General features: G+C 69.3%; 22 protein-coding genes and 1 tRNA gene. 3 read left to right on the top strand and 20 right to left on the bottom strand.

Translation table 11 applies throughout. The features are described 5' to 3' along the window. Positions 1 to 100 precede the first annotated feature (100 nt). The 5 genes from AC6CH0_RS06820 to AC6CH0_RS06800 form a co-directional block, all read right to left on the bottom strand. Positions 101 to 262, bottom strand: coding sequence for a hypothetical protein (locus tag AC6CH0_RS06820; protein WP_498099050.1), 162 nt, complete (start codon positions 260 to 262; stop codon positions 101 to 103). After that, positions 259 to 1131, bottom strand: coding sequence for an inositol monophosphatase family protein (locus AC6CH0_RS06815; protein WP_498099049.1), 873 nt, complete (start codon positions 1129 to 1131; stop codon positions 259 to 261). Before AC6CH0_RS06815 ends, AC6CH0_RS06820 begins: the two co-directional genes overlap by 4 nt. Positions 1132 to 1239: 108 nt before the next feature. Next, a tRNA-Tyr gene (locus tag AC6CH0_RS06810) sits at positions 1240 to 1324 on the bottom strand. A 119-nt stretch (positions 1325 to 1443) separates the two neighbouring features. Beyond that, complete coding sequence (locus AC6CH0_RS06805) at positions 1444 to 2097, bottom strand: PH domain-containing protein (protein ID WP_498099048.1); 654 nt, start codon at positions 2095 to 2097, stop codon at positions 1444 to 1446. A 4-nt stretch (positions 2098 to 2101) separates the two neighbouring features. Beyond that, a complete protein-coding gene (locus tag AC6CH0_RS06800; protein WP_498099047.1) occupies positions 2102 to 2266 on the bottom strand; it encodes a hypothetical protein in 165 nt (54 codons plus the stop codon). A gap of 189 nt (positions 2267 to 2455) precedes the next feature. On the opposite strand from AC6CH0_RS06800, the gene AC6CH0_RS06795 reads away from it, so the two are divergent. Both AC6CH0_RS06795 and AC6CH0_RS06790 read left to right on the top strand, forming a co-directional pair. Continuing rightward, complete coding sequence (locus AC6CH0_RS06795; protein ID WP_498099046.1) at positions 2456 to 3475, top strand: LacI family DNA-binding transcriptional regulator; 1020 nt, start codon at positions 2456 to 2458, stop codon at positions 3473 to 3475. 134 nt (positions 3476 to 3609) lie between these two features. Further along, on the top strand, positions 3610 to 4098 hold the full coding sequence (locus AC6CH0_RS06790) for a YajQ family cyclic di-GMP-binding protein (protein WP_022891219.1): 489 nt from the start codon (positions 3610 to 3612) through the stop codon (positions 4096 to 4098). A gap of 90 nt (positions 4099 to 4188) precedes the next feature. Here AC6CH0_RS06790 and AC6CH0_RS06785 read toward each other — a convergent pair whose 3' ends face one another. From AC6CH0_RS06785 to AC6CH0_RS06715, 15 genes are all read right to left on the bottom strand, one after another. Next, positions 4189 to 5163 (bottom strand): type IV toxin-antitoxin system AbiEi family antitoxin domain-containing protein, encoded by a 975-nt coding sequence (locus tag AC6CH0_RS06785; protein WP_498099045.1) that lies wholly within the window; start codon positions 5161 to 5163, stop codon positions 4189 to 4191. A gap of 199 nt (positions 5164 to 5362) precedes the next feature. Further along, positions 5363 to 6409 (bottom strand): alpha/beta hydrolase, encoded by a 1047-nt coding sequence (locus tag AC6CH0_RS06780; RefSeq protein WP_498099044.1) that lies wholly within the window; start codon positions 6407 to 6409, stop codon positions 5363 to 5365. Between the two features lie 75 nt (positions 6410 to 6484). Next, entirely contained in the window at positions 6485 to 7372 is an 888-nt protein-coding gene (locus AC6CH0_RS06775) for a type II secretion system F family protein (RefSeq protein WP_498099043.1), read from the bottom strand. Next, complete coding sequence (locus AC6CH0_RS06770; RefSeq protein WP_498099042.1) at positions 7372 to 8325, bottom strand: type II secretion system F family protein; 954 nt, start codon at positions 8323 to 8325, stop codon at positions 7372 to 7374. The genes AC6CH0_RS06775 and AC6CH0_RS06770 overlap by 1 nt, the downstream gene beginning before the upstream one ends. Then, positions 8322 to 9845 (bottom strand): TadA family conjugal transfer-associated ATPase, encoded by a 1524-nt coding sequence (locus AC6CH0_RS06765; protein WP_498099041.1) that lies wholly within the window; start codon positions 9843 to 9845, stop codon positions 8322 to 8324. Before AC6CH0_RS06765 ends, AC6CH0_RS06770 begins: the two co-directional genes overlap by 4 nt. Continuing rightward, positions 9832 to 11223 carry a CpaE/TadZ family protein gene (locus AC6CH0_RS06760; RefSeq protein ID WP_498099040.1) on the bottom strand — a complete coding sequence of 464 codons (1392 nt, stop codon included), beginning with the start codon at positions 11221 to 11223 and terminating at the stop codon, positions 9832 to 9834. The genes AC6CH0_RS06765 and AC6CH0_RS06760 overlap by 14 nt, the downstream gene beginning before the upstream one ends. Next, positions 11220 to 11981: a Flp pilus assembly protein CpaB gene (cpaB, locus tag AC6CH0_RS06755; protein ID WP_498099039.1), complete on the bottom strand. Its 762-nt coding sequence runs from the start codon at positions 11979 to 11981 to the stop codon at positions 11220 to 11222. Before cpaB ends, AC6CH0_RS06760 begins: the two co-directional genes overlap by 4 nt. A gap of 53 nt (positions 11982 to 12034) precedes the next feature. After that, positions 12035 to 13018, bottom strand: a complete 984-nt coding sequence (locus AC6CH0_RS06750; RefSeq protein ID WP_498099038.1) for a TadE/TadG family type IV pilus assembly protein — start codon at positions 13016 to 13018, stop codon at positions 12035 to 12037. Continuing rightward, positions 13015 to 13404 carry a TadE/TadG family type IV pilus assembly protein gene (locus AC6CH0_RS06745; protein WP_498099037.1) on the bottom strand — a complete coding sequence of 130 codons (390 nt, stop codon included), beginning with the start codon at positions 13402 to 13404 and terminating at the stop codon, positions 13015 to 13017. The genes AC6CH0_RS06750 and AC6CH0_RS06745 overlap by 4 nt, the downstream gene beginning before the upstream one ends. Before the next feature lie 80 nt (positions 13405 to 13484). Next, the gene (locus AC6CH0_RS06740) at positions 13485 to 13682 is read right to left on the bottom strand and encodes a Flp family type IVb pilin (RefSeq protein WP_498099036.1); all 198 of its coding nucleotides are present in this window, start codon (positions 13680 to 13682) and stop codon (positions 13485 to 13487) included. 274 nt (positions 13683 to 13956) lie between these two features. After that, positions 13957 to 14601, bottom strand: coding sequence for a prepilin peptidase (locus AC6CH0_RS06735; protein ID WP_498099035.1), 645 nt, complete (start codon positions 14599 to 14601; stop codon positions 13957 to 13959). Positions 14602 to 14667: 66 nt separating this feature from the next. Further along, on the bottom strand, positions 14668 to 16047 hold the full coding sequence (locus AC6CH0_RS06730; RefSeq protein ID WP_498099034.1) for an FAD-dependent oxidoreductase: 1380 nt from the start codon (positions 16045 to 16047) through the stop codon (positions 14668 to 14670). Between the two features lie 16 nt (positions 16048 to 16063). Beyond that, entirely contained in the window at positions 16064 to 17188 is a 1125-nt protein-coding gene (locus tag AC6CH0_RS06725; RefSeq protein WP_498099033.1) for a polyprenyl synthetase family protein, read from the bottom strand. A 98-nt stretch (positions 17189 to 17286) separates the two neighbouring features. After that, complete coding sequence (locus AC6CH0_RS06720) at positions 17287 to 18012, bottom strand: class I SAM-dependent methyltransferase (protein ID WP_498099032.1); 726 nt, start codon at positions 18010 to 18012, stop codon at positions 17287 to 17289. Continuing rightward, complete coding sequence (locus AC6CH0_RS06715) at positions 18009 to 18965, bottom strand: hypothetical protein (RefSeq protein WP_498099031.1); 957 nt, start codon at positions 18963 to 18965, stop codon at positions 18009 to 18011. The genes AC6CH0_RS06720 and AC6CH0_RS06715 overlap by 4 nt, the downstream gene beginning before the upstream one ends. A 104-nt stretch (positions 18966 to 19069) precedes the next feature. Between AC6CH0_RS06715 and AC6CH0_RS06710 the strand changes: the two genes are divergently transcribed. Further along, entirely contained in the window at positions 19070 to 20362 is a 1293-nt protein-coding gene (locus AC6CH0_RS06710; protein ID WP_498099030.1) for an isochorismate synthase, read from the top strand. The last annotated feature ends 106 nt before the right edge of the window (positions 20363 to 20468 follow it).

Below are 20468 nucleotides of genomic sequence, written 5' to 3'. Positions count from 1 at the left end.
CTCGAGCACGTGTAGGGAAACTCTCGGCGTCGTGGGGCGAACGGGGACGTTTGGGGAGGTGACATCTCGGCGTCTCACCGGGATAACGGATTGGTAAAGACTACCCGGTCTCGGCGGTGCACGCCATGTGGAACTGACATTCACGGATGTCACCGCGGCGCGCGCCCGCGACATCCGCAGAACCGCCGCGCTGACGGCCGGCCGGCCGCTCGGGCGAGCCGCCGCCGACGACGCCCGTCGGCGCGTCCTGCCACCGACTCATGCGTTCAGGCCGGCCTCGCGCAGCGTCGCCGCCAGCTCCTCGTACAGCGCGGGCGCCGCCGCGACCGTGAGCTCGAAGGTCGCTGCACCGCCTGCCGGGCCTGCGACGCGAGCTCCGGCCTCGTGCGCGATGAGGGCGCCGGCGGCATGATCCCACGGGTTCAGCCCGCGTTCGTAGTAGGCGTCGAGACGACCGGCGGCGACTGCGCAGAGGTCGAGCGCGGCCGAACCGATGCGACGGATGTCGCGCGCCCGCGGCAGCAGCGTGAGCAGCACCTCGGCCTGTGCTCGCCGTGCTTCGGCCGAGTACGAGAACCCGGTACCGACGAGGGCGTGGCTGAGCGGCACCTCGGAGTTGACCTGCAGCGTGCGCCCGTCGAGACGTGCACCGCCGCCGCGGTGCGCCTCGAACACCTCGCCGGTCGTCGGGTTGACGACGACCGCGGCGAGCGCGGTCCACGACTCGGGATCCGCCGGCCCCTCGACCACCGCGATGCTGATCGCCCAGGCCGGAATGTCGTAGAGGAAGTTCACGGTGCCGTCGATCGGGTCGACGACCCAGTCGATGCCGCTCGTGCCGACGTGCGTGGCGTCCTCCTCGCCGAGGATGCCGTCGTCGGGCCGTGCCTCGAGGACGAGCCGGCGGATGAGCGCCTCGGTGTCGCGATCGACCGCCGTCACGATGTCTACCGGTGAGGACTTCGTGCTGGCCACGCTCACGCCGCCGCGGCGCGCCGCACGCGCGAAGTCGGCCGCCTGCACGGCGATGCGACGCGCGAGATCGAGCAGGGCAGCGGATGTCGCACCGCCGCGCACCTCGCCCGCGCTCGTCGCTTCGTGGTCTCCGGTCGTCGACTCGAGTTCGCTCATGCCTTCACGCTAACCCGGCGACGTTCCGTTCGGCCCGAGCGCCGGCCACGCGGCATCCGCTGCGACGCCGGCCGGAACCACGAAAGCCCCGGCGAACCGGGGCTTCTCTGGTGGCGAGTGAGGGATTCGAACCCCCGAATGCTGAGCAGTCTGATTTACAGTCAGATCCCTTTGGCCGCTTGGGTAACTCGCCATCGCACCCGACCACGTTCTGCACACAACCGGGGGCCTGTCAAGGATACCCGTCGAGGCCCGGTGCGAGAAATCGGCTGCCGGGAGCGCGAGGACGCCCCGCAAGGAGCCGTAGACGCGTCAACTCGAGGCGCGCCACCAGGGCATCTCGGCGGTGTCGTTCGGATCGCGCTGCGGGGTCGTGTCGTAGAGGTCGGGCCGCGGTGCCGGGTCGTAACGACGCGGCGATGGCGCCGACTCGTACTGCTCGTCGCGATGCATGGAGCGCGCCGGTCCGCGGAGGCCCGAGCGCTGGATGACCCGCTGGATCGTGGCACCGCGCTCGTCGGGGGAACCGACGAAGCGGATCTCGCGCAAGCCCTGGTCCTGCGCCGCCGACTCGAAGACGAAGTGCCCGTAGCCGATCACTCTGCCGATGACCGGCTTGTGCACCGAGATGTCGAGGATGCGCGAGATGGGCATGGTCGCGATGCGCTGCGAGAGGATGCCGTGCACCCGGAACACTCGCATGTTCGTGATGACGAAGCGGTCCATGCGCGCCTGCAGGATGCGCCACAGGCCGTGAAGCAGCAGGAACAGCGCGAGGAAGAGCGGCAGCCAGTACACCTGCTGCGGCACCCACGCGAGCAGCAGCAGTGCCGGCACCGCCGCGAGCATCTCGAGCACGGCGCCCACGATCGCCGCCCAGTGCTTGCGCACCTCGTCGACGATCACCTCGCCCTCGTCGGCGATCAGATGCCGCTCGACGCGTGGATCGAAGCCGAACACGCTCATGGCGTCATGTGGCGAGGGAGGTGAAGAACCTGCCCACTGCCTCGGTTGCCGTCACGACCGCGCCGAACGCGCCCTGCACGACGTTCGCCGCATCTTCAGGCCGGCTGATCATGTAGAACAGGGCGAAGATCACGACCAACGCCACAGCGATGCCCTTGAGCCACTTCACGGGTGCTTTCCCTTCACGTCGGCGACTGGGGCAAACCACCACCCCCAGAGCCGGCCCCGACACGCATGTCTACCGCACCGGGCGGAAGTGGACAATGCGCCACGCGGGCCGCGGCCGAGCCGGGCGATAGGATTCCACTGACTCGGCGAGGCCGGGAACCGACTCGGCGACGCCCGGGATTGAGGAGCCATGGCCGGCATCGAAGAGGTCGCGAGACTCGCGGGCGTGTCCACCGCGACCGTGTCGCGCGCGCTCAGCGGCCGTGGTCACGTCTCCCCCACCTCGAAGGCGAAGGTCGAAGAAGCCGCCGCCCGTCTCGGCTACGTCGTCTCCTCGAATGCCTCGAGCCTCGCCTCCGGCCGTACGCGCAACATCGGCGTCGTCATCCCGTTCCTGAACCGCTGGTTCTTCTCCTCGGTGCTCGAGGGCGCGCAGCAGTCGCTCCTCCGCAGCGGCTACGACCTCACCCTCTACAACCTCTCGGGCGACGGGCAGGAGCGATCGAGCGTCTTCGAGCACTTCCTGCTGCGGCAGCGCGTCGACGCCGTCATCGCCGTGTCGCTCGAGCTCACCGAGCCCGAGGTCGCCCGCCTGCACGAGCTCGGCAAGCCGCTGGTCGGCGTCGGCGGCCCCATCCCCGGCGTGCGCACCCTCACGATCGACGATGTCGCCGTCGCCCGCCTCGCGACCGAGCACCTCATCGGGCTCGGCCACACCCGCATCGCGCACATCGGCGGCGACCTCGAGTTCGACCTCGACTTCCACCTGCCGACCAACCGCCGCATCGGCTACGAGGGCGCGCTCAGCGACGCCGGACTCCACATCGATCCGCGGCTCTTCGCCCCGGCCGACTTCACGATCCGCGGTGGCTACCACGCCGCCAAGCAGCTGCTCGGCGCACCGCACGATCGGCCGACGGCGATCTTCGCGGCGTCCGACGAGATGGCGATCGGATCGATCCTCGCCGCACGCGACCTCGGGCTGGTGGTGCCGCGCGACGTCTCGATCGCCGGCATCGACGATCACGACCTCTCCGACTTCTTCGGGCTCACCACCGTCGCGCAGTTCCCGCGGGTGCAGGGCGAGATGGCGGTCGAGATCCTGATGGACGAACTCGAACCGAGCACGACGGATGCCGCAACGCCCGCCGCGACTCCCCTGCCGTACGAGTTGCGCGTGCGCTCGTCGACGGCCCGCCCGCCGGCCTGATTCGCTCGGGCTCGCTCGAGGCCCGACGCCGGTCGAGTAGGCCGCTCGCGGCCGTATCGAGACCTCCGCGGGGCGCTCGTGACCGGCGCGCAGCACCATGCCCGCGGCATCCGCTCGCCGATACACTGGGCGGCATGGCAGATGCAACGTTCGACATCGTTTCCAAGGTCGACCAGATGGAGGCCGACAACGCCCTCCACCAGGCGCAGAAAGAGGTCGCGCAGCGCTACGACTTCAAGAACGTCGGTGCCTCGATCGAGCAGTCCGGCGAGAAGGTGCTGATCAAGGCCAACAGCGAGGAGCGCGCGAAAGCGATCCTCGAGGTCTACGAGGCGAAGCTCATCAAGCGCGGCATCTCGCTGCGCTCGCTCGACGCCGGGGAGCCGTTCCCGTCGGGCAAGGAGTTCCGCATCGAGACGACCATGAAGGCCGGCATCGACTCCGAGAACGCGAAGAAGATCAACAAGATCATCCGCGACGAAGCACCCAAGAGCGTGAAGAGCCAGACGCAGGGCGACGAGGTGCGGGTCTCCTCGAAGAGCCGCGACGACCTGCAGGCCACGATGGCGCTGCTCAAGGGCAAAGACCTCGAGGTCGCCCTGCAGTTCGTGAACTTCCGCTAGCTGGCGGCGCCCCACTCTCCCGTCACGACCCTTCGACGATCTACGACGGCTTCATCACCGCCCACTTCCGTCAAAAGGTCGTGACGCGATTCAGAAGAGCCGCAGCCGGCGTGCCCCGCCCGGCAGACCGAGGCGACGCAACCGCGCGACGAGCGGACTGCGTGCCCACATGTCGGCCCAATCCCATCGGTCGAAGGCACGCATCCGGCGACGGACCGCCTCCTCACGTTTCTTCTCTTGAACCACCGTTTGCGACGACACGTGCGCGTTTCCTCCGCTGAGGTACTTGCCGTCGCCATCTGCCTCGCCGCCGACTCCGAACTCGCCCCAGTAGAAATCGAGATACGCCCACGCACCGAGTTCGGGCATCCAGAGCGGATGCTGCAGCGCAAGCGCTGGGAATCCGTACTCCTCGAACACGAGCCTGCTGCACGTCTCGAGCGGCGTCGCCGCGAGCGATGTCGCTCGTTGCAGCACTGCCGACGTTCGGCGGCTGCCGGCATACGGCAAGAGGCGTTCGTGCTCGGCCAAGAGCGCGTCGATCGTCGTCAGTGGTGGCGACGTCTCCCAGGGCATCGAACTGAGCGCGGCGTCGACGGCGACCAGTGCGCCGCCGAGCGGCGCGTGCCTGCACAGCTGGATGAGCGAATGCTCGATCGCCGTGACGGCGACCCCATCGACCTCGGTGATCGGCACATCACCGATGCGCGCGACCGTGATCGTCGACGAACGGCGATGGCCGTGGTCGCCGTCAGCGAGCACGTACGCCGCCTCGGGCCACGAGCCGATCATCGGCAATGCGTGCAGCGCGACGGCCGAGTACGACGTGAACACGGGGTCGCGCAGTGTCTCGGCGGCCGCGAGCACCTGATGACGGTAGTCACGTGCAGCGCGCTGCGGGCGCGACAGCGCCGGGTCGGATGCTGGCGGTGGCCGGTACACGCCTCGACGCACTCGCTCGAGATCGCCATGCCGCACCGCCGCAGCAAGCGCAGACGTCAATCCGGCCGGGCGAGCATCGCGCGCGAGCACGAACCCGTTCTCGTTCGGGATGAGCAGCTCCATCCGATCACTGTGCCGGCTGGGGCGTCCTCGGCGACGCCACGATGGCGGAAACCGCCGAGGTTCAGGTCCGGCGTCGCTGTGGAGGGCGACTGTCGGCGCGCGTCACGACGGCTTGACGGCAAGGGCCAAGGTGCATTCCTACCCGGATGCGTCGAAAGGTCGTCGCGGGCGGGGAGGCGCGCGGGCGAGAGGGCGGGGGTCAGGTGCGCGAGCGCGGGGCGTAGCCGCGCAGCCAGTGGGTGATCGCCGCGTACGCCGCCGACCGCGCCGGCTGCCGCGAGAGGAACACGTCGTGCAGTGCCCCGTCGATGCGCGCGACGGCGACGGTCGGCGCGAGGCGCAGGGCGCGTTGCGCGATCTCGTCGACGACGAGCACGATGTCGCTCGACAGCATCCCGGGATCCCACCGCGGCTGGATCGTCGATCTCGCCGACACCATCGTCAGCACCGGCGCTCCCACGTCGATTCCGGAGGCGACCGTGGCGTGCCCGTTCAGCACCGCCGTCAACCACGCCGCGTGCGTCGCGAAGCCGCGGTCGGGCCGCCAGGCGTGGTCGTACTCCCACTCGCCGTCGGCCTCCTTCGCGACCGACCGCGTGTAGAACCCGAGGTCGACGTTCGGCAGCGCGCCGAGCGGGTTGACCTTCGCTCCCCACCCGATCACGGGCGCGAGCGCCTCCCGCCCCACGCGACTCGCCTGGAACTCGAGCCACGGGCTGTTCAGCACGAGCGCCGCGGCGCGGCCGGGATGACGGCCCGCCCAGAGGCTGAGGGTGAGCCCGCCCGTCGAGTGGCCCAGCAGGATCAACGGCCGAGCGGATGCCGCGGCATCCGCTGTGCCCTGGCCCATCGCGACGAGCGCGGCCTCGATGTCGGCGTCGTAGTCGCTGAGGTCGCTGATGAATCCGGGGGTCTGGCCGGGACGAAGGCTTCGGCCGTACTTGCGCAGGTCGAGCGCGAAGAAGCGGGCGCCGGCATTCGACCAGAACTCGGCGAGCTCCGGGTTGAAGAAGTAGTCGCTCCAGCCGTGCACGTAGAGCACATCGGCTCCGGATGCCGCGCCTCGCGTGAACCGCGGGCGCCACGGCGGTCGGTGCCGCACGAGGGTGGCGACGAGTTCGCCCTGATCGTCGTGACCGAGCGGCAGGGTGAGCTGTTCGAAGTGCGCCCCGAGCACGTCGGGCCGCCACTGCTCTCCTGAGCTCGCGGCAGGGGCCCCGCCGTCGAGCGCGTTGGTGGGATTCACGAGACCTCCTCCGCGCATCCTAACGAGCGGCGCGCCGAGGTTCGGTGCCCGCACGCGACGGCGCCGCGCGCAGCGTCAGGAGCCGAGCTCGGTGAAGGTGGCGACGATCTGCACGACGGCCGGCGTCATGATGACGATGAACAGCACCGGCAGGAGGCAGAAGATGAGCGGGAAGAGGATCTTCACGGTCATCTTCATGGCCTGCTCCTCCGCGCGCTGGCGACGCTTGAGCCGCATCTCGCCCGACTGCACGCGGAGCATGTCGCCCATCGCGACGCCGTACGCATCCGCCTGGATCACTGCGCGCGCGAATCGGTTGAGGTCGTCGATGTCGGTGCGTCGTTGGAGCTCCATGAACGCGGCCCTGCGCGTGCGCCCGATGCTCATGTCCTGCAGCACGCGGATGAGCTCTTCGGCGAGCGGCCCCGCGCTTCCGCGTGCCGCCTTGGCCATCGCCGAGTCGAACCCGAGCCCAGCCTCGACGGCGATCGTCATCTGGTCGAGGGTGTCGGGAAGCGCCCGCCGGATCGCCTGCTGACGTTCGTGCGCTCGACTGTTGATGAGCACGTCGGGGAGGAAGAACAACAGGATCGTGACCGCGACCGCCAGGAGCACCTTGAGCGGATGCGGCCCGCCCACGACGACGAACAGCAGGCCGAAGAGCGCGCCGGCGACCGCGAGCACGAGCTTCCACGTGACGATGCCGTTGACGCTCCAACCCGCCGGCCGGCCGGCGAACACGATCTGCCGCTCGAGCCAGCCGACGTAGCCGCTCGGTGCGGCGGCCGCCAACGACCTGCCGAGGGTCGATTGCTGCACGACGCCGGCGGTCGGGTGCACCTCCACGACCTCGTCGGTCGCCGTCGCCGCCGCCGCCGTCCGCTTCGGGAAGAGCAGGAACACGAAGAGCGCGACGGCAGCCGCCGTGATACCGGCCGCGAGGTAGGCGATGAGGGTGTCCATCAGAACTTCACCCGCACCACGAGCGCGATCCACAACGTGCCGAGGATCAGGAGGATCACCGCGACGATGAACGCGATGATGCCGATGAACGTCCCGAAGAACGAGGGGAGGAAGTTCGGCTGGATCACCGAGAGCAGGATGAACATGCCGATCGGCAGCGCGACCAGGATGATGCCCGAGAGTCGTCCCTCAGCACTCAGTGCCTTCACCTGGCGGCGGATCTGGTTGCGCTCCCGGATGGTGGTGCCGACTCGGTCGAGGACCTCTGCGAGGTTGCCGCCCGTGTCGGCGTTGATGCTCACCGCCTGGGCGACCCAGTCGAAGTCGTCGCTGTGCATGCGCCGGGCCGTGGTGCTGAGCGAGCCGGGCAGGTCGCGGCCGAGGCGCGTCTCGTTCATGACTCGGGCGAGCTCCTCACCCATCGGTGCCGGTGCCTCGCTCGCGACGGCGGCGATCGTGCGCGAGAGGCCGTGCCCGGCGCGCAGTCCGCCGGCGACGAGCTGCACGGTGTCGTCGATCTGATCCGCGAATCGTGCGCGCCGGCGCCCGGTCTTCAGGATCACGATCACCTTGGCCACGAGCGGAGTGGCGATGGCGAACAGCACCGCGAGGAGGATGGCCGTGCCGCTCGCCAGGCCGAGGAGCGCGCCGACGAGGGCTGCGCCACTCGCGGCGGCCGCCACGTAGATGACGAACTGCGAGGGCGTCGAGGCGATGCCGGCCAACTCGAGCTGCTCCGCGCCGAAGAATCGGGTGCGCCCACTCGTCGCCGAATCGACGACGGCGGTGGTTCGCGCCGATGCCCGGTTGAGCAGCGAGACGTGTTCGACCCCCGGTGCGCGACGGCGCGACGCCGCCACGCGCGGTGCGGGCGGCGCGATGACGAGGAAGACGAGGGTGAGCACGGCGAGCAGTCCGAGCACGAGGCCCAGCACGAGCAGCACGGCACTCATCGGATCTCCCCGAGCAGGTCGCGTTGCTGCGGCTGGAACAGTGCCATCGAAAGCGGGATGCCGTGGTCGGCGATCTTCTCCGCGAACCGTGGCCGCACCCCGGTCGGTTCGACGCGGCCGAGAAGTCGTCCCTCCTCGTCGAAGCCGGCCGTGTAGTCGAAGGTGAACGCGTCCTGCAGGGTGACGAGCTCGCCCTCCATGCCGTGCACCTCGGTCAGGTGCGTGACTCGGCGCACGCCGTCTTTGTGCCGACTGATCTGCACGATGATGTCGACCGCCGAGGCGATCTGCTCGCGGATGGCCCGGAGCGGCAGGTCCATGCCGGCCATGAGCACGAGCGTCTCGATGCGCGAGACGGCGTCGCGCGGCGAGTTCGCGTGGATCGTCGAGAGGGAACCCTCGTGCCCGGTGTTCATGGCCTGCAGCATGTCGAGGCTCTCGGCACCTCGCACCTCGCCGACGACGATCCGGTCGGGGCGCATGCGCAGCGAGTTGCGCACGAGATCGCGAATCGTGATCTCCCCACGACCCTCGATGTTCTGGGGGCGCGATTCGAGCCGCACGACGTGGTTCTGCTGCAGCTGCAGCTCGACGGCGTCTTCGATCGTGATGATCCGCTCCTCGGAGGGGATGAACGCGGAGAGCACGTTGAGCAGGGTCGTCTTGCCGGTGCCGGTTCCACCCGAGACGAGGATGTTGAGCTTCGCCCGAACCGCGGCATCGAGCACCGTCGCGAGTTCGCGCGTCATCGACCCGAAGCGGATGAGGTCTTCGACCGTGTACGGGGTTCCCGCGAACTTGCGGATGGTGAGCGAGGCGCCGTCGACCGCGAGCGGCGGAATGATCGCGTTCACTCGCGAACCGTCGTCGAGTCGCGCGTCGACGAGTGGAGACGACTCGTCGATGCGTCGACCGACCCGCGCGACGATGCGTTCGATGACGCGCCGGAGCTGCGGCTCGCCCGTGAAGCGGTGCGGAGATTCCGAGAGCCGGCCGAGGCGCTCGACGTAGATCTGATCGTGCCGGTTGACCATGATCTCGCTGATGGAGTCGTCGGCGAGCAGCGGTTCGAGTGGCCCGTACCCGAGCACGTCCGCGCCGATGTCGTCGATGAGGCGGTTGCGCTCTGCGGTCGTCAGTGCGAGTTGCTCCCCGGCGACGATCTCGGCGAGCTCGCTCCGGGCGATGGCGTGCAGCTGCTCCTCGGTGAGGCTCGCATCGTTGAGTCGTGCCCCGATGCGCGCGAAGAGTTCGTCGGCCGCCTTCTCCTTCACGCCGGCGAGCGGATCGAAGGATGCTGCGGACTCACCGTTCCCGGCCGCGTAGGGCACGAATTCGCGCTGGGGCGGTTCTGGCGCCGGCACGACGGACTCGGGCTCGGACGGCGCCTCACCCCCGGCGCTCGTCGTCTCGAGGAGCGATTCGGGCGTTGGAACGGCGGGAGGCGCGGATGGCTCGGGCTCGGTCGAATCCGCTGCGCCGGGGTTCTGCAGCGCGTTCAGTCGATCATGCAGGCTCATGCGATCGCCGCCTCTTGTTGGTTCGGGCCCGGCCGGGCAACGCGTCGGGTGCGATCCGAGCCGCGAGGACGCGGATCGCCTTGGCCGCCGGGTCGCGCGCCTCGGATCGGACGAGCGGCACCCCGCGGTTGCCGGCGAGGAGCACCGCCGGCGATCTGGGAACCTCCACGTCGACGGGCGCCCCGATGATGTTCTCGACGTCCTTGATCGTCAGTCCCGACATCCGATCGCTGAAGTTCACGACGAGATGGCGGTTGGCGGGGGTCAGGCCGAGTGTTCGCAGCAGCTCGAACTCGGTGCGCATCGCGCGAAGGCTGGCGACGGCCATGTTGGTGACGAAGACGGCGTCGGTCGCGTGCTCGATCACCGTGAGCGTGTGCTCGCCGAGCCCGGGAGTGGTGTCGACGATGACGTACCGGAAGGCAGCGCGGAGCCGGGCGATGAGCCGCGCGAGGGCGCGAGGTGCGATGCCGTCGCCGAGTTCGGGCGACGGTGCGCTCGCGACCACGAAGAAGCCGTCGGGGTGATGGGTGAGCGTCGTCTTCAGCACCAGTTCGTCGGATGCCTCGGGCGCCACCGCGTCGACGATCGTCGCCGTGGGCTCGAGCGCGAGCGAGGCGCTCACGTCGCCGAACTGCAGGTCGGCATCGATGAGCACGACCGAGTTGGGCACGCCTTCGGCGACGCTCGCCGCGATGTTGATCGCGAGGGTCGACTTTCCCTGTCCGCCTTTCGGTGCGACCACTGCGATCACCTCGCTGCGGGTGCCCGGCGGCAACGGCGGGAACTCCCAGACGGGAGCTTCGGGTTCGGCGGCCTCTTCGATCGTCTCGGGGGTCGCATCCGACCCCGCTTCGTCGAGTGAGGCGGAGTCGGCGACCAGGTCGTCGTACGAGACGAGCTCGTCGATGCCGCCGCCGGCGACGACGTCGTCGAATTCGGGGAGGTCGACTTCAGGTTCGGGCGGAAGCTCGAAGTCCCGCTGTTCGGCCCGGCCGTTCACGACGAGCCACTCTGAGAGCCGGTCGAGCAGGTCGAGCGTCGTCGTGTCACTTGCCATCGGGCTCAGCACTGCGTGCAGCTCGAGTTCGTCGACCCAGTCTTCGAGGTCGCTGCGCTGCTCGCGCACGACGATGATGCCGATGCCCGGGTGACGTTCGACGAGCCCCTCGACGAGATCGCGCGTCTCCTCGTAGTTCAGCACTGGGCCGAGCAGCGCGATGCGCGGCGACTCGCCCGCCATGTCGAGGATCGTCTCGGCACCGAAGGTCAGGAACTCCCCCGTCACCACCTGCAGCCGTCGACCGAGCAGGGCACGCAAGCGCTGCTCGTACTCGGCGGACCGGCTGATGAGGAGGTAGGGAGTCACCGTCGTCACCGTCTGACGTTGCTCTCATCGACGGGGGCGGAGCCGGAGGTGTCGGTCGCCTCGTTCTGCAGGGTCAGCCAGACTCCGTGGTGTTGCGGATACTTCTCGGCCGCCTCGAGCGCCCACACGAGGCGTTCGACGTCGTGGGTGCCCAGCGCGACCGTGAAGAGGAGCGTGTCGCCCGACTGCACCCCTTCGACTTCTTCGGAGCCGTCGGACACTGTCGTGCCGACCCGCACCGCCGTCACGAGCACCCCATCGAATTCGAAACGAGTGGTGATCGGCGCGACACCGGGCGGCGAGCTGATTTCGGATGACGTGGTCACGACGATCCCCACGGTGCTGCCGGGCACGACCGAACCGCCGACCATTCGCTGCACCGGAAGCGCGAAGCTGACCTCCTGCATGCCGACCGGCACATCCACCGTGCCCTGTGCCGCGCGAACCGCGGGATCGACGAACCGGGCCTCGAGCAGCTGCTCGCCGGGGAGGATCGCGACGTCGGCGACGGTGCCCTCGAGCGTGGCGAGGTCGTCGACCGCACCGTCGGCGATGTTGCGCCTGGGCATCGTGTCGACCGTCACGTACTCGGAGACCTGAGCACCGGGGGTTCCGCTCGGGATCTCCTTCTCGACGATGAAGACGTCGGCCATCTCGGCACCGCTCGCCGCCCGGGCGTCGGCGCCTCGCACGTAATTGACGAGCACGAATGCGCCGAGCGCGGCGAGCACGAGGGCGAGGATCGCCCCGATGATTCGGGTCTTCATGTGGTCCTTCTTCGCTGAGTAGGGTCAGTCCTCCGCTGAGCAGGGTCAGTCGGTCATTCGGAGAGGCGCACGATCATCAATCCAGCTCCCGGGGAGTTGCCGAGTTCGAAGTCTTCGCCGAGTTCGACGTACTTCACGAAGAAGCCCTGAATGCCCTTGGAGTTCCCGCTGGGGAACTGGGGGGTGAGCGGGCTGCCGCCGCAGTAGACGTCGTTTCCACCGCTGGTCTTCAACCCGGTGATCTTGAAGGCAGCGAACCTCGAGATCGTGTAGGTCGCGTTGTTCCCCTGCCCGGTGGTTGCGCTGTAGAGGGGAATCAGCACGGTCTTGCAGAGCAGGGTGTTGAGATACGCATTCGAACAGCCGTTCTTGTTCGGGTTCGGCTGAATGCCCGGCTCTCCGCCGACGATCCCGCCAACGGAGATCTCGGCCTGGCAGTTGGTGCCGTCGAGCCAGCCGAATCCGCCTGGGTACCCGTTGGCGCACGGCTCCCCGGTGTTCCCGTTGTTGATCAGGATGAGTGAACGCTGCGGGTTCTGCGTGTCGGCGGGCTGTGCCGGCAGATCGTCGAATTCGCACTGGGCGATCGCCAGCGGGATCGTGTTGCCGGAGATCGGAGCCCCCCACTCCGCCGTCGCCTCGGCGTCGACCGTCGTCTCGGTGGGCACGATGATCGAGGCGAACGGATGCCTGACGGTGGTGCCGCTGTCGGTCATCGTCGACGCGCGCACCACGACCTCACCGCTGCTCGAGTTCACGGTGAGCGACAGGAGCTCGCTCGCCGCGCTGTCATCGTTGGCGTTGAGCATCGCCATCTCATCAGCGAGCGCACCGGCACCGCCACTGCACGTGGGGTCGGCGGCGCACTCCTGGGCGACGGCGAGCGCCGCGGCATCCGCGCCGTTCTGCAGTTGCCCCTTCTCCCAGAACAGCAGGCCGACGTCGGCGACGACCGCGATGAAGACGAGGATCGGGATGACCGACATCGCCACCCAGACCGCTATCGCCCCGCGCTCGTGTCGCTTGCGTGCTCTCACCCACCGCATCGCATGGTTCCCGTTCCGCCGAGGGTTGCCTGGCCGCTGATTGCCGCCAGCCATCCCGTGAGATCGGTGAGCGGGATACTCACGATCATGGTGAGTTCGTCGTCATCGACGTTGGGACTGCACGTCGACGCGTAGGTGATCGTCGGCGTGCCGGGCACGATGCCGGCGACGATGTCTTCGGCGTCGCCCTGCGCGCCGGGATCGTTCGCGTGGACCGCGTAGTAGCGTGCGCCCTCGCGCGCAGCGGCCGTCACGGTGAGCTGCTGGTTGAAGACCCATCCGAGGTCGACGATCGCGAACAGCACGATCAGAAGGAAGGGCACGACGAGCGCGAACTCGACGGCGGCAACCCCGTGCTCCGATCGTGGAGATCGCATCAGTACCTCACTCTGCTCACGCACCTCGGGGCCACGTCCGGTCGGACGCGGCCCGTCGGCTCGCTGTTCGGACCTCCTGGCTAGAGGTTCGGAATGATATCGGTGTTCACGAAGGTGACGACGGCCGGCCCGATCAGGGCGAGGGCAGCGATGATGACGAGGGAGACGAGCCCGACGATGAGGGCGTACTCGACCGCGGTCGCGCCTTCTTCTTCGTCACGGAGTGCGTTGATGCGAGCGTTGATGCGCGCCTGAATGCGCGAGTATGCCTGGAGCATTTCGGGTCCTTCGGGTTCGGGTGAGGTGCAATCCCCGCTCGGGTAGGTAGCGGTGAACCGAAGGTAGTCCTGCGTGTATGCGCCTCGAATGCCCCCCTTCGGGGGATGTGAGGGCCGACCGCGCAACGAACCGCGCGATTCCGCCGGATTTCACGCACGATGCGACCATCCCGACCCCCGTTCTGGGGGTACCGATTGTCCCCCACCATGGGGTACATCGTCCCCCACTATCGGGGTACATGGTGTCCCCCGACCGGCTCAGGCGATCGCCCGGTCAGGACCCCGCGACCAGCACCGCGATGAGCGCGCCGGCGAGCATCGACGGCCCGAACGGGATCGAGCCCCGAAGCGTCACACGTCGGAGCGCAAGCGCGACGATCGCGATGACCCCGCCGATGACGAACGCGGCGAGCAGCCCGAGCAACCACGTCGACAGGCCGAACCAGCCGAGCAGCAGCCCGATGACGAGCGCGAGCTTCACGTCGCCCATTCCCATCGACGAGGGTGAGATGAGGGCCAGCAGCAGGTAGACGGCGAACATCGCCGCCGCGCCCGCGAGCGCCCAGAGGAGCGCCATCCAGGTGCCGGTCGCGGCACTCGCCACGATGAGCAGCGCCGCCACGCCGGCCAGCGCGGGGAAGACGACCGCGTTCGGCAACCGGTGCTCGGCGAGATCGACGATGGAGAGCACCGTGGCGCAGGCCGCGAAGGCGAGCAGCGCCGGCAGCACCCACGACGGACCGAAGCGCCAGGCGAGCGCGCCGAAGACGACGGATGCGACGACAGCAGCGGTCACCTCGACCGTGCGCCGCGACATCCGCTCGCCCTGCATCGAATGAGCGGCCCAAGCGGCGAGCGGCCACCAGCCGAGCGCGAACCCGACGAGAGCCGCGATCAGCGCGGGTGCGAGCAGGGCCATCCGTGGAGCGTAGCGGGTCACGGGTCTCGATACGGCGCTGGCGCGCCTACTCGACCGGCGAGTGCGTTACGCCTCGCCCCGCGAGATGTCGACCATGTCGTCGCGCGGCACGACCTTCACTCGCACGCGCCCCTCGGCCGAACCGAGCGCCTGCTCGTGCTCGTCGAGGCGGTGCCAGCCGTCGAGGTCGGTCCAGCGGATGTCGCGCGACTCGAGCAGGTCGATCACCGACTGCTCCGACGGCGACTCGGGCGTCCACCAGTTGCCGAGGTCGTTGATGACGTGCTTGATCGTCTCCATCGCGTCGGACTTCGTGTGCCCGATGAGTCCGACGGGGCCGCGCTTGATCCAGCCGGTGGCGTAGACGCCGTACATCTGGCGGGCGTCACCGGTCTGCTCGTCGCGGATCAGCACCTGGCCCTCGTGATTCGGGATCACGCCGAAGTCCTTGTCGAAGGGGATCCCGGGCAGCGGCGACCCGAAGTAGCCGACCGCGCGGTACACGGCCTGCACGGGCAGCTCGCGGATCTCGCCGGTGCCGACGACCCCGCCCTCGCCGTCGGGCGCGGTGCGCTCCCAACGGATGGCGCCGACCCGGCCGGTGCCGTCGTCGACGATTTCGAGCGGCTTCGCGAAGAAGTGCAGGTGCAGGCGACGGCTGGCCTCGCCCACGGACCGCTGGCGCCACTGATTCAGCACCTTGTCGATGACGAAGACCTGCTTGTTGCCCGACACGGCGGCGCGGGCAGCGTCGTCGTAGTCGAAGTCCTCGTCGTAGAGGATCATGTCGACGTCGCGCAGCTCGCCGAGTTCGCGCAGCTCGAGCGGCGTGAACTTCACCGAAGTGGGGCCGCGCCGGCCGAACACGTGCACGTCGGTGACGGGCGAGGCGGCGAGGCCCGCCGCGACGTTCGCGGGGATCTCGGTCGGCATCAGGTCTTCGACGTGCTTGGCGAGGATGCGCGAGACGTCGAGCGCGACGTTGCCGTTGCCGATGACGGCGACCTCGCGCGCCTCGAGCGGCCAGGTGCGCGGGAAGTCGGGGTGTCCGTCGAACCAGCTCACGAACTCGGCAGCGCCGTACGAACCCTCGAGCTGGGCGCCGGGCACGTTCAGCGAGGCATCCTTCACCGCGCCGGTCGCGAAGATGACCGCGTTGTAGTGCTTCTTCAGGTCTTCGAGGGTGATGTCTTCACCGAAGCGCACATTGCCGAAGATGCGGATGTCGCCGCGGTCGAGCACCTCGCGGAGCGCCGTGATGATGCCCTTGATGCGCGGGTGGTCGGGGGCGACGCCGTACCGCACGAGCCCGTAGGGCGCCGGAAGGTGGTCGAAGAGGTCGATCGAGACGTCGAAGTTGCGCTCCGACTTGAGCAGGATGTCTGCGGCGTAGATGCCCGCGGGGCCGGCCCCGACGATCGCCAGTCTCAGCTTGTTCCTCGTCACGTGCGTGGTCTCTCCATCAGCTCTCGCGCTCCACGACCGTCTCGGCGAATCGTGTGAGCGCCTTCTTCACACTGCCCTCGGGCAACGGCGCCAGGGCCGCGACGGCTTCGTGCGCCCAACGGTGGGCCTCAGCGAGCGTAGCGCGAGTGGCCTCGTGCGCCCGAAGCTCGGCGACGATCGCGTCGACCGTCTCTTTCGACGGCACGATGCGCGACGCGAGCGTGTTCGTGTCGAGCGGGTCGCCGAGCGCTGCCGGGTCGGTGATGACGACCACGTCGCGCTCGATGCGCTCGAGCAGGGCAGCGGATGCCTCGTCGTGCTTGGCATGCTCGGAGAGCCGGAGCATCGGCAGCGTGACGACGCCGGCGCGCAGGTCGGTACCGGGGACCTTGCCGGTCTCCGCCGGCTGCGGAGACAGGTCGATGACGTCGTCGACGAGCTGGAAGGCGACGCCGATCTTCTCGCCGAACTCGATGATGGGGGCCTCGTAGCCCGGGTCGGCGCCCGAGAAGATGATGCCCGACTGGGCTGCGGCAGCGATGAGGGAGCCGGTCTTGTCGGCGAGCACCTGGATGTAGTGGGCGATGGGGTCGTCGCCCGGCTGCGGACCGACCGTCTCGTGCAGCTGGCCGAGCACGAGCCGCTCGAAAGTGGTCGCCTGCATGCGGATGGCACCTTCGCCGAGGCCGGCCATGAGCTGACTGGCGCGGGCGAAGAGCAGGTCGCCGGTGAGGATCGCGATCGAATTGCCCCACACGGCCTGCGCGCTCGGTACGCCGCGGCGGCGGTCGGCGTCGTCCATGACGTCGTCGTGGTACAGGCTGGCGAGGTGCGTGATCTCGATCGCCTCGGCGGCCGTGACGACGTCGTCGGTGACCCCGGCACCGAGCTGGGCGGTGAGCAGGGTCAGCATCGGCCGCACGCGCTTGCCGCCCGCCTGGAGCAGGTACCGCGTCGAGACATCCGCGACGGTGTCGGCGAACCGCACCTCTTCGAGGAGACCCGCTTCGACCCGGTCGAGGCCGGCGTCGATCGCCTTGGCCATCGCCTTGTCGGCGGATGAGGCGAAGACGCGCTCGCTGAGGCCGAGATTCGCGGCGAGCGATGAGCCTCGACGGGCGACCGGGTGACTCGGTTTCACGATCACCAGCCTACCGGGGGTCGTCGGCCGGGGAGCGCCCGACGAAGGAGGGGGCGTATCGAGGCCCGTTGCGAGGTCTCGATACGGCCCTGGCGGGCCTACTCGACCGGCGAGACCGGTGAGACCGGCTTGGTGCCGCGGTGCAGCGCGACGACGCCGAGCGCAAGGTTGCGCCACGCGACATCCGTATAGCCCGCCTCGCGCACCCAGCCGGCCAGCTTCGGCTGGTCGGGCCACGCGTTGATCGACTCGTTGAGGTACTCGTAGGCGGTGTCGTTCGAGCTCGAGAGCTTCACAAGCGGAGGCATGACGTAGCGCTGGTAGATGCCGTAGCCGGTGCGCACGAGCGGCGCGGGCGGCGTCGAGAACTCGCAGATCACGAGGCGTCCGCCGGGCTTCGTGACTCGGAAGAACTCGGCGAGCGCCTGCTTCGGCTCGTTGACGTTGCGCAGGCCGAACGAGATCGTCACGGCGTCGAACTCGTCGTCGTCGAAGGGCAGCTTCGTGGCGTCGGCCTCGACGAACACGAGGTTGGGCACCCCCGCCTGCCGTCGGCGGCCGACCTCGATCATGCCCGGCGAGAAGTCGGCCGCGACGACGGATGCTCCGGACTTCGCGAGGCTCGCACTCGAGGTACCGGTGCCGGCAGCGACGTCGAGGATCTTCTGACCGGGTCGAGGGTCGACCGCACGCGTCGTCGAGACCCGCCAGAGCGGAGCGTTGCCGACCGAGAGCACGTTGTTGGTGCGGTCGTAGCTCGCGGCGACGCGATCGAACATCGCCGACACCTGGTCGGGCTGCTTGCCGAGGTCTGCGCGCGTCATCCCTCGATTCTAGTTCGCCGGTCCCTGATCACCGACGGTCGCGCTCGACGCTGCGCTCCGTCTCGGCGAGGCAGCCAATCGCTCGTGCGCGCCTCGATGATGTGGGCGCCCGGTATCGACTCCGGATCGAGGTCCTCGCCGCTGTTCCCCTCGCCGTGCAGGGCGTCGAATGCGATGTTCCGCGCTTGACGCAGCACCGCGAGGTCATCGCGCCCCGGGAGCGCTTCGGCCAGTTCCGCCGTCAGGTCGGCGATGAGTCGCCCCCGCTCGGCATCCACCTCGAGCTTCACCTCTGCGCGTGCGTCGTCGACGGCCGAGTCGATCGCCGCTGTCGCGCCGCGATCACGAGCTCGCCCGAACCAGAAGATCCCGACGGTCAGCGCGAGCCCGACGATGCCGACGACGAGCCCCAGACGGACCGTCGGTGACTCCGTCGCGAAGGCCCAGATCGCCGCCAATCCCCCGAGCACCACGCAGACGACCTGCGACTGGAAGAACGTGAAGCGCGGAACGGGGCGACCGAGGGTGCACAGCGCGACGACGAAGATCGCGCCGCCGATGATCGCCGTCCAGAACGCTCCCGCATCGGGTCTCGGCTCGAGTGAGTTCCCGCGGTAGCCGATCCCGAGGAACACCAACGGCGCCGTCATCCCGAGGGTGAGGAGGAACACCGAGATCGGAACCAGCCCGCCCTTCGGGCTGCGCGCACCGAACCGGGCCCGCACGAGCCGGCCGACCCTGCGGCCCGCTGCATCCGACACGGCGCGCGCGGCATGCCACGTCGCGTCGCCGACGGCGCCGAGCCCACGCGCACGGAACAGCGCGTACTCGAGCTGGGCCGCCGCCGGAAGATGCGAGCTGCCATGACGCCGCCCCCACCGGACCGGGTCGATGACATATGCAGCGAGTGCGTCGGCTGCTGCCTCGTCAGGCACGGGGGTGGTACCGGTCATCGTGCAGATCCGTCTCCTCGTCAGGCGTGCACGGCTGGTGACGAGTGCGCCCACCCGTCAGCGTAGCGGCGGGGCGCTCAGCACGCCGGGCGTAGGCTGAAGCGGTGAGGCAGACGGATGGCGCGGCGCAGGCCGCGAGTGCTCGGCTCGTCGTTCGCACCGTCGCCGTCGATGAGACCGAGCCCCTGATCCCGCGCGCCGATCCGCGGCATCCGCTCGTGTGGATGCGCCGCGGCGAGGGCATCGTGGGACTCGGCGAGACGATGCGCATCGAGACCACGGGGCCGAGCCGGGTCGCAGACGCCGCAGCCGCGTGGACCGCGCTCTCCGAGCTCGCCGAGATCGACGACCGGGTGGGGCTGCCCGGCACCGGGCTCGTCGCCTTCGGCGCGTTCGCGTTCGCCGACGAGTCCGAGGCGACGAGCGTGCTCCTCGTTCCCGAGCTCGTGATGGGCCGACGCGACGGCCGGGCCTGGGTGACGCGCATCACGCTCGATACCGGCGACGACGAGGCCGCGGATGTCTCCGGCTCCGCCGTCGACGTGGCACTGCCCGAGCCCGCCCCGAAGCGACAGGTGCCGCGCGTGGCATTCACGCCCGGTTCGATGACGCCAGAGGCATACGAAGATGCCGTCGCCGAAGCGGTGCGTCGCATCGACGCAGGCGAACTCGAGAAGGTCGTGCTCGCGCGGCAGCTCGTCGGAGAGTTGCATGAAGACGCCGGGCTGCGTGCGACGATCAACCGTCTCGCCGAGGACTACCCCGACACGTGGGTGTTCGCCGTCGACGGGCTCATCGGCGCGAGCCCAGAGACCCTCGTGCGCGTCGACCACGGCACCGTGTCGGCCCGGGTACTCGCGGGCACCGCATCCCGCGGCGCGGGCGAGGCGTCCGACCGCGAGCGGGCGGTCGCGCTCTCGGCGTCCGAGAAGGACCGCGCCGAGCACGCGCTCGCCGTGCAGAGCGCCGTGAAGCGGCTCGCTCCGCACACCGCCCGCCTCGACACGAGCCCCGAACCGTTCACCCTGCAGCTGCCGAACCTCTGGCACCTCGCCACCGACCTCAAGGGCACCCTCGGTGACGGATCGAGCTCGCTCGACCTCGTGCAGGCCGTGCACCCGACCGCCGCGGTCGCCGGCACCCCGCGACGCATCGCCCTGCCCGTCATCGCCGAGCTCGAGGGCTTCGACCGGCGCCGCTACGCCGGGCCGGTGGGCTGGATCGACGGCGACGGCGACGGCGAGTGGGCGATCGCGCTGCGCTGCGCACAGGTCGACGCCGACGGCACGGTCACTGCATATGCCGGTTGCGGCATCGTTCACGACTCCGCGCCTCGAGACGAGCTCGCCGAGACCGTGATGAAGTTCCGCCCGATCGTCGAGGCCTTCGGCGGCTGACTTCCTGCCGCCGCTCGAGAGCCGAGACCCCGCCGGTCGAGCAGCGAAGCGAGACCCCGCAGGTCGAGTAGCGAAGCGTATCGAGACCCCGCCCGATCTCGACACG

The sequence above is a fragment of the Agromyces sp. GQ35 genome, from assembly GCF_059758475.1.
The sequence above is the reverse complement of the archived record's forward strand: the minus strand, read 5'-3'. Positions and strand labels throughout refer to the sequence as shown.

Coding starts and splice junctions, on each gene's coding strand:
- AC6CH0_RS06770 (WP_498099042.1), bottom strand. CDS start 8,325: ATGAGTGCCGTGCTGCTCGTGCTGGGCCTCGTGCTCGGACTGCTCGCC.
- AC6CH0_RS06785 (WP_498099045.1), bottom strand. CDS start 5,163: ATGGAGCTGCTCATCCCGAACGAGAACGGGTTCGTGCTCGCGCGCGAT.
- AC6CH0_RS06805 (WP_498099048.1), bottom strand. CDS start 2,097: ATGAGCGTGTTCGGCTTCGATCCACGCGTCGAGCGGCATCTGATCGCC.
- cpaB (WP_498099039.1), bottom strand. CDS start 11,981: ATGAAGACCCGAATCATCGGGGCGATCCTCGCCCTCGTGCTCGCCGCG.
- AC6CH0_RS06815 (WP_498099049.1), bottom strand. CDS start 1,131: ATGAGCGAACTCGAGTCGACGACCGGAGACCACGAAGCGACGAGCGCG.
- AC6CH0_RS06745 (WP_498099037.1), bottom strand. CDS start 13,404: ATGCGATCTCCACGATCGGAGCACGGGGTTGCCGCCGTCGAGTTCGCG.
- AC6CH0_RS06740 (WP_498099036.1), bottom strand. CDS start 13,682: ATGCTCCAGGCATACTCGCGCATTCAGGCGCGCATCAACGCTCGCATC.
- AC6CH0_RS06790 (WP_022891219.1), top strand. CDS start 3,610: ATGGCAGATGCAACGTTCGACATCGTTTCCAAGGTCGACCAGATGGAG.
- AC6CH0_RS06765 (WP_498099041.1), bottom strand. CDS start 9,845: ATGAGCCTGCATGATCGACTGAACGCGCTGCAGAACCCCGGCGCAGCG.
- AC6CH0_RS06795 (WP_498099046.1), top strand. CDS start 2,456: ATGGCCGGCATCGAAGAGGTCGCGAGACTCGCGGGCGTGTCCACCGCG.
- AC6CH0_RS06820 (WP_498099050.1), bottom strand. CDS start 262: ATGAGTCGGTGGCAGGACGCGCCGACGGGCGTCGTCGGCGGCGGCTCG.
- AC6CH0_RS06720 (WP_498099032.1), bottom strand. CDS start 18,012: ATGACGCGCGCAGACCTCGGCAAGCAGCCCGACCAGGTGTCGGCGATG.
- AC6CH0_RS06735 (WP_498099035.1), bottom strand. CDS start 14,601: ATGGCCCTGCTCGCACCCGCGCTGATCGCGGCTCTCGTCGGGTTCGCG.
- AC6CH0_RS06775 (WP_498099043.1), bottom strand. CDS start 7,372: ATGGACACCCTCATCGCCTACCTCGCGGCCGGTATCACGGCGGCTGCC.
- AC6CH0_RS06715 (WP_498099031.1), bottom strand. CDS start 18,965: ATGACCGGTACCACCCCCGTGCCTGACGAGGCAGCAGCCGACGCACTC.